The 12,290-nt window shown below is 41.1% G+C and carries 11 protein-coding genes; 4 read left to right on the forward strand and 7 right to left on the reverse strand.

Features of this window, described 5'->3' with window-relative positions:
- Positions 1-22: 22 nt before the first annotated feature.
- Together H6G05_RS23270 and H6G05_RS23275 are read left to right on the forward strand one after the other, a co-directional pair.
- Entirely contained in the window at positions 23-496 is a 474-nt protein-coding gene (locus H6G05_RS23270; protein ID WP_190582072.1) for a hypothetical protein, read from the forward strand.
- Entirely contained in the window at positions 493-1,266 is a 774-nt protein-coding gene (locus H6G05_RS23275; protein ID WP_190582074.1) for a hypothetical protein, read from the forward strand. Before H6G05_RS23270 ends, H6G05_RS23275 begins: the two co-directional genes overlap by 4 nt.
- On the opposite strand, the gene H6G05_RS23280 is transcribed toward H6G05_RS23275, so the two are convergent.
- The 3 genes from H6G05_RS23280 to H6G05_RS23290 form a co-directional block, all read right to left on the reverse strand.
- Positions 1,221-2,903: a sensor histidine kinase gene (locus H6G05_RS23280; protein ID WP_190582076.1), complete on the reverse strand. Its 1,683-nt coding sequence runs from the start codon at positions 2,901-2,903 to the stop codon at positions 1,221-1,223. The genes H6G05_RS23275 and H6G05_RS23280 overlap by 46 nt on opposite strands.
- Positions 2,904-3,099: 196 nt before the next feature.
- Positions 3,100-3,636 carry a hypothetical protein gene (locus tag H6G05_RS23285; RefSeq protein ID WP_190582078.1) on the reverse strand — a complete coding sequence of 179 codons (537 nt, stop codon included), beginning with the start codon at positions 3,634-3,636 and terminating at the stop codon, positions 3,100-3,102.
- Positions 3,637-3,705: 69 nt separating this feature from the next.
- Complete coding sequence (locus H6G05_RS23290; RefSeq protein WP_190582080.1) at positions 3,706-5,187, reverse strand: BCD family MFS transporter; 1,482 nt, start codon at positions 5,185-5,187, stop codon at positions 3,706-3,708.
- Between the two features lie 180 nt (positions 5,188-5,367).
- Here H6G05_RS23290 and H6G05_RS23295 point away from each other — a divergent pair, with 180 nt between their 5' ends.
- Positions 5,368-5,922: an ankyrin repeat domain-containing protein gene (locus H6G05_RS23295; RefSeq protein WP_190582082.1), complete on the forward strand. Its 555-nt coding sequence runs from the start codon at positions 5,368-5,370 to the stop codon at positions 5,920-5,922.
- 122 nt (positions 5,923-6,044) lie between these two features.
- Here H6G05_RS23295 and H6G05_RS23300 read toward each other — a convergent pair whose 3' ends face one another.
- The 4 genes from H6G05_RS23300 to H6G05_RS23315 form a co-directional block, all read right to left on the reverse strand.
- The gene (locus H6G05_RS23300; RefSeq protein ID WP_190582084.1) at positions 6,045-6,902 is read right to left on the reverse strand and encodes an HAD-IIB family hydrolase; all 858 of its coding nucleotides are present in this window, start codon (positions 6,900-6,902) and stop codon (positions 6,045-6,047) included.
- Positions 6,903-7,035: 133 nt separating this feature from the next.
- Positions 7,036-8,187 (reverse strand): mechanosensitive ion channel family protein, encoded by a 1,152-nt coding sequence (locus H6G05_RS23305; RefSeq protein ID WP_190582086.1) that lies wholly within the window; start codon positions 8,185-8,187, stop codon positions 7,036-7,038.
- Between the two features lie 58 nt (positions 8,188-8,245).
- The gene (locus H6G05_RS23310; protein WP_190582088.1) at positions 8,246-9,922 is read right to left on the reverse strand and encodes a mechanosensitive ion channel family protein; all 1,677 of its coding nucleotides are present in this window, start codon (positions 9,920-9,922) and stop codon (positions 8,246-8,248) included.
- A 55-nt stretch (positions 9,923-9,977) separates the two neighbouring features.
- Positions 9,978-10,664 (reverse strand): response regulator transcription factor, encoded by a 687-nt coding sequence (locus tag H6G05_RS23315; RefSeq protein ID WP_190582090.1) that lies wholly within the window; start codon positions 10,662-10,664, stop codon positions 9,978-9,980.
- 3 nt (positions 10,665-10,667) lie between these two features.
- Here H6G05_RS23315 and H6G05_RS23320 point away from each other — a divergent pair, with 3 nt between their 5' ends.
- On the forward strand, positions 10,668-12,047 hold the full coding sequence (locus H6G05_RS23320; protein WP_190582092.1) for a sensor histidine kinase: 1,380 nt from the start codon (positions 10,668-10,670) through the stop codon (positions 12,045-12,047).
- Positions 12,048-12,290: the final 243 nt, after the last annotated feature.

Here is a 12,290-nt window from a genome sequence, read left to right on the forward strand (position 1 = left end):
TAATAATTTAACGGAGAAAGAAATGACTACTGAAATTGACTTGACAAATCTAAAATGGACTAAAAATGTAAATCATCCTGATCCAACTATCCAATGGGGATATCAGCCCAATGAAATTCGTTATCGGTTCCTTGTGCCAGAATTCAATTTGCATTGGAAAAATGAGCAAGAAACAAATGCCAATAAAGCACAGAAGGGAGATATTATTCTCATTTGCCAACGGACAAAAGTAACGCACCTTGTCAAGGTTTTGGATGATCAATCTAAATCTGTTCCAAATGGTGAGTATTCGCGCTACCGTCGCGTACAAGTGCTATGGATTGAACAAAAAACTTGGGACAATGCACCAGATCAAGATGTCTTTGGTATTAGTCATCGTGATGGACTTTTGAGGGATCTGAATAACATGGAAGGTGTAACTTCTAAGTTTAATCCTCTCGGTGGAATAACCGCATTTCATGCACAAGTAATTCAAGAATTAGGTCTAGGGAAATGACTAACATTAACGATCTCTTTCAATCTGCTTTAGATGATGGAAGCCTTTCTAATGAATCTTTGCAAGCACTTACTGTTTATGACCTCGGCGCACAAATCCAAGCAGGGCTTGGCATTCATGTTGATGATGTGATGTCTAGCGAAGTCGTACTTGTGACGATTATGCCCGATGATTCGGGATCGATTCAATACTCAGGAAATGCTCAGGCTGTGCGTGGCGGACATAACTCCGTCATTGATGCGCTCACATCTTCACAGCAACAGGATAATATTCTAATTCACAATCGTTATTTGAATGGAACTATTCTCTATCCTTACTGCCCGATCGCACAGGCAATTCGCATGGATTCCAAGAATTATACGCCCAATCAAGGTACACCCCTTTATGATCAGACGGTAGTGCTGTTGGGGACTGTATTAGCGAAGTCTCAGGAATTCTCGGATAATGGTGTGCCTGTTCGCACTGTGACCCTGATTATTACTGATGGTGATGACTGTCATTCGATGCGTCATACAGCTAAGGATGTAGCCGCGATCGCGCACGATATGCTGCGAATGGAAAATCATATTATCGCGGCGATGGGCATTGATGATGGCTCTACGGATTTTCGCCAAGTGTTTAAAGATATGGGAATTCGTGATGAGTGGATTCTTACACCTGCGAATAGTGATGGTGAAATTCGGAAGGCTTTTCAGGTATTCTCGCAGTCAGCGATGCGTGTGAGTCAGAGTGCGGCTAACTTTAATTCTCTGGGCGGATTTGGTGGCTGAATAAGTGGAATCCTAATCTTAAATTGAGTTCCTTGATTGAGTTCAGAATAACACTCTATAAATCCACCATGCTGCTCAACAATGATTTGATAACTGATCGACATTCCCATCCCCGTACCTTTGCCAACAGGTTTAGTCGTAAAAAATGGGTCAAACATTTTATCTCTAACTGATGTTGACATTCCCATGCCATTGTCTTCAATTACAATCTCTACCCAATTTGTATCAATCAGTGAGGTTCTGATATGAATTTGTCCTGATTGACACAGATTGGGATCTGCTGCTGCTATAGGGTCAATGGCACTAGATTTTATTTCATCTAAGGCATCTATGGCATTAGTCAAGATATTCATAAACACTTGATTTAATGCACCAGCGTAGCATTCCACTAGAGGGATATCCCCGTAATTTTTGATGATTTCAATCTGATCGAACTCAGCCTTAGATTTCAAGTAATATTCTAAAATCTGTAATGTACTATCAATACCTTGATGAATATCGACTTTTTTTAAATCAGCCTGATCCATACGCGAAAAATTTCGCAATAACAAAACTATCTGTTGAATTCGCTCACTACCAAGCTTAATAGAACCTAAGATTTTGAGTAGATCTTCCTGTAAAAAATTGAGATTGATAGAATCTAAAGCACTCTGTATTTCAGGTACTGGTTCTGAATAGTACTTTTGATATAAACCAATGAAGTGTAATAAGTCACTGACATATTCTTGAATATATTTAACATTGCCATAAATGAAGTTGACTGGATTATTGATTTCATGAGCAATTCCTGCAACTAGCAGCCCTAAACTAGACATCTTTTCATTTTGCAGCATTTGAGATTGACTCAACTTTAAATCATGCATCGCTTTTTCTAAAGCTTCTGCTTTTTGCCTGAGCGCAGTTTCTGACTCTCCTAAACTCTCATTAGTCTTCTCTAGCTTTGTTTTAGTTTCTAAAAGTTTTCTTTCTGTACGTTTACGATAATTAATGTATTGATATACTAACCCCAGAATAGTTATCCAAGCTACTATTAAAATTAGCAAGCTTAAGAGACTAAATAGACTAGACCATGACAAAGTAGAACCATAAAATTCTAAGTTGGATTTGACTCTTGATTGTAAAGCTGTACTAGTTAGTTGCATTCCCTCGCTATAAATCCGTTTCTGTTGTTCATATTCTGCGCTAGATAATATAGCAAGAGCTTTTTGCGATTTTCCTTGACGAATCAAGTTAAATGCTTCATTTTCCATTGCAACTAATTTGATGTTTGCCTTATCGGTTTGGATAGCATGACTTGCAAAGGTTTCTGGAGCGATCGCAATAGTTTGCTTGATTACTGCATCAAGCTTCGGTTCAAACGTGTGATATCGATTTTCCCATTGTAAATCCCCAGTTGACGATGCCATCTTTGCAGACATGGTGAGTACTTCATCGAGATAGATAATCTCATCGCTTAGCCGTTGCAGTTGAAATTCAGGAGTGATTTTTAAATTAAAGCTCTGAGAGATTTGCCATACATTCCAACTACCTAATGCAACTAAAACCAAACTAAAAACTACAGCTAGACTGAGCAACGGCATCAGAAACCTATTAGTTAGATAGTTCAATTTACGAATTGGGCGGCTTATATTTCCCATGTTTCAAAAGGGATAAAAAGTTAGTTAAATATGAGAAAATATATACAATAAAACTGAATTAATGAAAGTTTTAATTGAGCAATTTGCTTGTAAGTTGTCACTAAAGATTTTACAGAGTATTGCTTGTAAAGATATTTCTATACTACTTTTCGGCATTAGCGCCGTGCTTCGCACGGCGCTAATGGCTATATCAAACTCATGTTAACTTAATGTCTAGAGATTCTAAAATGGACTCTATGTTCCATGCTTGAATTCCTAAAAGTAAAGGATCAGAAGGATGAACAGTATTGATGAGATTTACGCGCTGATCTAAGGCAGCCCATGCGATTGCAGATTGCGAGAAGCCATCTTCAATCCATACAATTTTAGGGGTATTACCAGAATGATAGATCACCGCAATAGTTTTACTATCGTCGATTTCATCGAGTTCTAATTGTTTCCGATACCTGCCAATTACATAGTTTGCTTTAGCAAAAGTGATGGGATAGCCAACAGTCCAAGGGGCAATCGCAGCCCAACGATTCCAAATATTTGAGTGTTCCCGCCAGCCTGACGACATCCAGAAAGGTTTGATATGCTCTGCTTGATCTATCGCCTTGAGTAGTGGCTTGACTAGAGGTGATGGGGAGCCTCGGAGATCTTTGTCTTGATATGTACCAAGAAATTGTGAATCTGCGTTTATGCTTGTGTTAACTACGCCATCAATGTCAAGGAAGAGAAAGATTTGTTCCATAGATCTAGGTAATATTAATCATGAACATCATCGAAAAGCCGAGCATTGTAAAACCGAGATTGTATTTATTTAGTCGATTTCGTTAGCAAATACAGTAGCGATCGCTCGTTTGGCATCGGTGCGAAATTCTTGGACATTGACGCGACTTAATAGAAATACGGCAAGAATCATCACTGCGGCTTCGCAAACAAAAACGAAGCTATAAGCTAGTGTCGGCAGAGTAAAGATTTTTTTGCCAATATCTAGTACCACACCACCTGTAACCGTCGCCAGTCCTCTAGCGATCGCTTGAGACAGTCCCCAAGCACCGATAAAGGTTCCCGCAGTTTCCGCCGCCGTGAGGTCAAGCATCAAACTCAAAGCGCCTGAAGTCGTAATTCCAGAAGCAAATCCAAATAGAGTTAAAGCACCTTGTAAGATGGGAATTTTTTGGGTAAATCCTGCAATTAATAATAAAGCGCAACTACCCGCAACTAAGTAACAACCTAGTTTGGTGGAATTTTGCTTGCCAAGGCGCGGCACAATCAAGAATCCTGAAGAACTCAACCCAATTAAGGTTCCTGTACCAAAAGCGGCATTAAGTTGGGTGGTTTTACAAATGCTCATACCAAACACAGCACCGCCAAAGGGTTCCATAATTGCATCCTGCATAAAAATGCCAACTGTCATCATTAGCAGGAATGAGAAGAATAAACCTGTTTGTTTGCTGGCGGTTAACACTCGTAAAGCTTTACCAAGACTAAGTTTATCCTCTGTGGCAGTGGTTCCATTGAGAATGTGATTTTCGGCAACACGCAACTTATAACGGGAATACTTCTGCTCAATGCCATAGGTAGCGAACAGCGATAAACCAACTACCGCTACAGGAATGACCATGAATACAAAATTAATTGTTTTTTGTAATGTGGCGAGCTTAGTAGCATCAGTATAAATAGAAATATTACTAGGTGGCGCTTCTGAACATTGCAAAAGCCGAGAAACCACGATCGCACCAATTACAATCCCCACCATCAACATCGACCATACAATGCCCACTAGTTTAGAGCGATCCTCTTCGTCGGACACATCCACTAACATCGCAGCAAAAGGTGTGGAACTTAGACTAATCGACATTCCATACAGCGCAAACATAGCAGCCAAGGCGATCGCCCAGCCATAGGTGACACCATTCCAGCCAATCTCATACACACTGCGGCCCAATTGCCACATCACCTGTGTAGTCAGAAAAGCGACTACAGCAAAGATCACGGCTCCAATCCAGACATAGCCTGAGCGATGGGTTCCGAATATCGTTTTAGAATCGGAGGTCTGCCCAAACCAAACTCGCGTCGGAGACACAAATAGAGGCATCGCAATAAACACGGCGGCGAGGGTAGCAGGAATCGCTAGTTCGTTGATCATCACACGGTTCAACAACCCTGCGATCAGCAAAGACATAATTCCTAAGCCCATTTGAAATAGCCCGATCCGAAACATTTGAATCAGTGGCAATTTAGGCGGTATTTGGGACGGGGTTTCGTCTAAATTTGCGATATCGACTTGGTTATTCATCGGTTGCGATTGAAATTAAAAAAATCAGTAAAAACACTATTATCTCAAACATCCGCAGAATTGCGCTAGCTGATCGCCAAACAAGCTCATAGACTCTAAGTCAATCTTGATTCTTTGGTTGTTGCACTATGCGTGACTCCAAATTAATCAAGTTGATCAACTTGAGATGGGGATAAATCTATGAATTCTTGTTTGAAACGCTCAAATTTTTTATTAGCTTGTAGCTTAGTTCTCTGCTTTAGTACGAAAGTTTATGCAGAGGAGTTACCCCAAAACTTTAATGCAATCAAGCCAATTAATCATCAAATTCAGCAAATTAAGCCACAAAAAACTAAGCAAAATCCCAATACTCAATTATTAAATGCTCAATTACTAATTGCTTCTCAAAACGGTGATCTTAAGGAGGTGCGATCGCTAATTTCTCAAGCAACCGATGTCAATGTCCGCGATGAATATGGATGGACACCGATCCTATGGGCGGCAATGAATGGACATACTGATGTGGTGCGAGTTTTGTTAGTGTCAGGCGCAAATCCGAATACGCGCAATAAGTATGGATGGACTCCACTGATGTGGGCGGCTGGTCAAGGTTATAGCGAAATTGTGCGATCGCTAATTGCCTCAGGAGCGCGACTCAATGCACAGGATCGCAATGGTTGGACAGCAATGATGTGGGCTTGGGATGGCAATCAGCAAGAAACGGTCGCAATTTTACGAAATGTGGCTAACGACTAAGTATAGCTGTCGCCAAGTGTATGAGAACATAAAACCCAAGAAGAGAATGGCGGCGCTTCGCGCCGCCATTCTCTTCTTGGGTTTTGCTTTTGTCCTAACACAATCGACGGCAGCTATAGTACTTATTCCAAAACAAGCTTAAACTTCTGCAAAGCCTCAAAAATACCGCTAGCATAGGCATTCTTCGCAAAATAATGATGCTCGTCAGCGTGAGCTTGATACCATTCGATTAACTCAAGCTGAGCATTATTCACAATTACTCCACATACAGGCTGTTGAAACATACTAATATCATTGCCTGAATCGCCACATACTAGAGTTCTATTAGCTGCAAGCCCTAATTTTTGTTGAATGTATTGCACTGCATTCCCTTTATTTGCCTTCACAGGCAAAATATCCACATCAACATTGCTGCTAAAAATTACTTGTGCTTTTAATTTCATTGCTTGCAAGCAATTAACTAGTTGATTAATTGTGCCATTGGTTGGGCGATCGCTCGTGGTTAGGGTGATAGAGCGAGCCGTAGCTAGACATTCAACATATCCTCTATTTATTTTGCCCACTGCTTGCAATTGTGAGATCGGCTCATGGGATGGATTCAATAAATCGAAACTTACTTTCCATGGATTTTGCTCTTCCTTTGCTTGGAGTTTGAGTTGGGGAAATCGACTAGTCACAAAGGAAGCGATCGCCTCTCTTTGCCAGTCTGTATTAATTTGACTTGCCCAATTAAAATCTAGACAGTCTTGGAAGTATATCTCTGTGCCAACTCCTGTAATCCAATAGTTAGGTTCGATCAGTTCACGTTCTCGCATTAACTGCTTTGCTGAATTATAGGAGCGTCCAGTCGCGTAAACCACCACATAATGTTCACGACGATCGAGGAGATACTGATTTAACTTTTGAGTGGCTAGATCATCGCCCACAAGGGTGTTATCTAAATCGGTAATTAGGAGAAATTGATTGGTGGAATTTATCATGGAATAGCTTTCAGCAAAGACTATCTACAAAGCTATTATGAATGATCGTTATGACTATTTTTGGGGAGCGATCGGGGAGAAATCGGGGGGATTTCTCCAAATAGATGAAGGCGGCACTTCGCAACGCCTTCATCTATTTGGGTTTGGATAATTTATCAGCTAGTCCGATCAAAGCTGACTCCAGTTGTGAAGATATCTCTACTTTGCCCGATCGCAAATGCAGATCACGCTGCGGAAAAGGAATTTCGATTTGATTTTGATTAAGAACTTCATAGATCAGAAAATACAAGTCACTTTTGAGTAAAAATTGTTTGTCTGGTTCCGCAGTCCATACCAATAACTCAAAATCTAAGGAGCTATCACCAAAACCTTTGAATAATAGACTAGGAGCAGGTGATGCTAATACCTTGGGATGTCCGCTAGCAGATTCTATCAACACTGTCCGCACCTGCTGTGGATCTGAGCCATAGGCAACTCCTAGAGGTAAATGTAACCGCGAGATCGGGTTGCCATGACTCCAATTAATTACTTCACTATCGAGAAATCGTGAATTCGGCACAATAATAGAGACGCGATCTAAGGTGCGAATTTCTGTACTCCTTGCGCCAATTCTTTCGACAGTGCCATTCAAATCTCCGACTTCGATAAAATCTCCGACTTGAATCGGACGCTCAAACACCAGAATTAAGCCGCTACCAAAGTTTTTGGCAATATTTTGTAAGCCAATACCTAAACCAATACTCAAGGCACTAGCCAAAATTGTGAGCGAACTCAAGTCGAGTCCCCAGATCTGCAATAAAACTAATGTGCCAATAAAGATTAGGGTGTACTGCACGATTACCGCGATCGCTTCCTGTGCGCCACGGTTTAGCCCTGCAATACTGAGCACACGGTCTTTAAAGATATCAATAAATGCTCTGACGAGAAGTATTAGTCCAAATAGGAGTGCGCCTAAAATCGATAGATTGATGATTGAATAAGAGCTTTTGCCAATGGTCAAGATGGGTGCATTAAAACTAGATATTAGAACATCGCGAATTTGTTGGCTGATGGCGCGAGAATCGGGGAAAAGATCTGCAATGTAGAGGATCGCCGCCACCCAAACGGAGATACGGGCGATCGATAAAATTACTGTAAAAAATAAATCTAATCCTTTCGTAATTGACTCGCGTTCTGTACCTGCTAACTTTTGCTTGAGGGTACGCGATAAGTATCGCCGCAACATTCCCAAGCCCCAAGAAATGGCGATCGCACCCACAATAATTACAATTGGCAAAATGATCATAATGTTAAGTTCTTTGGTGATTGCATATAGCTAAGGGCGCGAAGCGCCCTTATATGGGCTATTTTTCAGGATTGGGCGTAAAGGTGTTTTCTAGCAAAAAAGCCTGTTGAGGAATCCCGATCGCAATGTTTTCTTGTTCTAAAACTAACTTCAATCGACGGCGAAACTCGCGAGCCACTGACCATTGCTGAAGGGGTTGAGTTTTAATCCAAATCCGAATTAACATCCCTGAATGCTGCAAATCATCAATACCTAAGACTTCAGGTAGTTCAATGATTTTCTCTCGCCAAATCTGCTCTTGATAAATCTCTTGTGCTAATTTTCGTAACACATCCAGAGCTTGATCGGGATTAGTATCATAGGCAACCCGAATACTCAAATCTACCCGCGCCCATTCTTTAGAAAGATTCTGGACGATCGTGATCGCACTATTGGGGATCGTGATCAGTTGACCTTCATTATTGCGAATTTGGGTAACACGTAGGTTCATGCTTTCTACCAATCCACCTAAATCACCGATGACGATTACATCTCCAACTGCATACTGATCTTCGAGAATAATTAAAAATCCATTGATGATGTCCTTAATTAATCCCTGAGCCGCAAAAGAAATTGCTAGCCCAATGATTCCCGCACCCGCAAGGAGTGGCACTAAATCAAACCCAATTGAAGAGAGAATGGCGAGAATTCCCAATCCAAACCAAATAATACCCGTAACATTGCGAAGAACTTGCGAAACCGTCGATACTCGCAAATCCAAGCGTTGATAGGGCTTCAGCATGGCAAAATCCCTAGCTTTTAAAAAGCCTGAAAAGCGTTCAATCAACAAGTTGCTGATCCGAATTAACAAATAAGTCACGAAGGCGATCGCCACAATTTGCAGTGGAGTTGATAGCAAGAAAGTTTGTAACCAACGACTATAGGGAAACAGTCCCAAAACAATGAAGATACCACTGCCCAAAACACCCACATAGCCTAGCTCCAAAACTCGCCTTTTGAGATCGCTGAGATTAGCTTTTTGTTGTTGCGTCAGTTGTTGTTGCAAATCGATCACTGCGACAGAATCAAGGTATGGCGGTGCTTCATGTTCCATATGCGCCTTAATCGTTTCTTTCTGTAACTTTAAACGCCCCTGCCAGTAAGTATTCAACCGCAACGCGATGAACATTACCAGAATGATCCCAGCCGTAATTAATCCCCGATTGATTAAAAATTGAGGTTGGCGCTCTTGTCTGGCTCTAGTCAAAGCCTCACGCAGAATAATTGCTATTTGATTTGCCCAGCCTTGCGGATCTCGTCCTTGCAGTTGAGCATCCATAGTTGTTACGGTCATCAAGTAGCGATCGCCTATCGCAATCACAGGCTGTCCACTTTGCTCATCAATATTTGCTGTTACCTGCAAACTAGCGGGGTCAAAGTTGCTATTAGCAATGCGATTCAGCTCATCTTCAATCCCCTGTACACGCTGCTCCAGTGGAAATTTTTGATTAGTGCTAGGAGAAGCTAGTACAAACAATTTATAGCCATCTAAAGTGACTAACGCATGATCCACGCTAGACACATCAGTTTTCTTTTGTCCTGTCAACCAATTTAGTTTTAAAAGTTCGGCTTGCCCCCAAGCACTTTGGTTATGGGAAAGAAAGAGTGTTAGTGCGATCGCGCTAACAAATAAACCAGAAGTATAGAGCCACTTCTTCCAAAAGTGGATTTTAGTTTGGATTGAACGATTATGCATTGAAGATTGGTAATTGGTAATTAGTGATTGGTAATTGGATTTTTTCCTTTTTCCTTTAAAACTGCTTAAGCCTATAGCCCAAACCATGTACAGTCTCAATAAGATCATCAGGAGCGTCGATCATTCTAAATTTTTGGCGGAGACTGCGAATATGGGACTTAACGGCTTCCTCACTGGGTGGATCATCCAGTGACCAGAGACGCTCAATAATACCTGGACGACTGAGAACCCGTCTCCCACTGGAGACTAGTAATTCTAACAGTTGATATTCCTTGGGAGTTAGTGACAATGGCTCACCCTCGTAAGTAACTTCATAGGTGCTAATATTGAGGGCTAAAGCTCCCCATGACAGCATCGAACTATTGCTCTTGCCCCCCCGTCGAATCAGTGCGCGTACCTGAGCCATAAGTTCACCCATATCAAAGGGTTTAACCATATAAACATCGGCTCCTGCATCTAGCCCCAAAATTTTATCAGCACTCGTATCTCTCGCAGTCAGCATTAGCACAGGTGTATTGGCATTATTTTGCAGATTACTTTCGCGTAACTTGTGACATAGACGCAAACCGTTGATTTTTGGCAAAGTCACATCCAAAATTACGAGATCATATTCTAGAGTTTCTAAGCAATGCCACGCCATTTCACCATCATTAGCAATATCAACGACAAATTGTTGATTGGTTAGGGCTTCGGTTAGCATGTCAGCTAACTGTACATCATCTTCAACTACTAATATTCTCATAATATGAAATGGAACTTAGAACGAAAACTAATTGCTGGTGGTTTAGGTGCTGCACTCTTAATCATGGGAACGATGAGTTGGATTTCCTATCAAAATGCGATTCAATTGATTAGAAGTACTGAGCGCATTAAAAGAACCTATTCTACCTTAGAACATCTTGCGGATATTCAGGCTACTCTCAATGAAGCAGAGTCTGGTAGGCGTGGGTATCTGCTTTTTGGTACAGAGTTTGAGTTAGATCGTTACAATTTAGCGATCGCCAAATTAGTAAACATCCTGAATGATCTTGAGCAATCTTTAGGCAATCAAGTTTCTCAAAATGCGCGTTTTCAACAACTGCGATCGCTGATCGATCAACGCCAGAAATTATTTCAAACCTCAAACATCTTATTTAGACTTAATCCTAGTGCGCTCTCTTCAAATCATCCCTTAGTGATCGATAGTCGGATTAATCGCGAAGATCTCCGTAAAGTATTCATCGCCCTTAAAGCCGAAGAGCAAAAATCTTTGGAGTTGTGGATCGAACAATCTGGCAATAATATGCAGTATCGTCTTGCGATCGAAAGTATTGGCACATTGATTAGTTTTACGATTTTCTTAAGCGTATATCTTTTGCTGTATCATCAGTTGCTCAAGCGTCAAGAAGCAGAAAGAATGCAGCAAAAGCTTGCCCAAGAGAAGGAATTAAGTGAACTCAAATTAGAATTTCTAGCTTTAGTCTCCCATGAATTTCGGACTCCGCTAAGTGTGATTTTAGGATCGGCTCAGTTGCTCAAAGATAGCTTATCTAGTCAAATTGAGCGATCGCGTTTACGTAGTTTGACAAGGATTGAATCATCGGCAAAAGCGATGAAACAGATGTTTGCGGATGTGCTAACCATTGCCCGAGCTGATGCAGGGAAATTGGAATATCAACCAAGTTGGTTAGAACTGCAATCTTTTTGTTTGAATTTAGTGGAAGATATGCAGTTGAGCGATCAGCAACAACATGTGATTAAGCTGATTGATTTAGGCGATCGCACCCATGCTTGGTTAGACGAATCATTAATCTATTCAGCTTTGAGCAATTTACTGTCAAATGCGATTAAGTATGCACCTTTAGGCAGCAATATCGACTTTATCCTTGATGGCAAAATCGATGTGATTACCTTTCAAGTTAAAGATGAAGGCATGGGAATTGCGCCAGAGGAACAGATCACTTTATTTGAACCATTTACGCGAGGTGTCAGTGTCAAAAGCATTGTTGGTACTGGACTAGGGCTAGCTCTAGTCAAACGTTGTATTGATTTGCATCAAGGTGAAATTACTATTGATAGTGAAGTTGGTGTGGGGACAACTTTCACGATTCAAATTCCACAATCTCGACAACAAACTTGGCTGTGAAAACAATAGTGTGAAGCGCCGCCTCACACTATTTAACAAGAATGGCGACAGCTATATTACAGCGCTATGCGACGGTGCTTATTCCCTGTATTCCCATAAAAATTAGTTCAGAATTTAAACCAATTAAATTTAACGCTCATGTAGGGAAATAGGTGGAAGGAGGAAAAAGAAGACGACGCAGAAAGTCAAAATCAATCCAACGCAGATTGTATGACCACTCAAACATGGCTACATACAGATACA

The sequence above is a fragment of the Phormidium tenue FACHB-1050 genome (assembly GCF_014696925.1).
Lineage (GTDB): Bacteria > Cyanobacteriota > Cyanobacteriia > Pseudanabaenales > Pseudanabaenaceae > Pseudanabaena.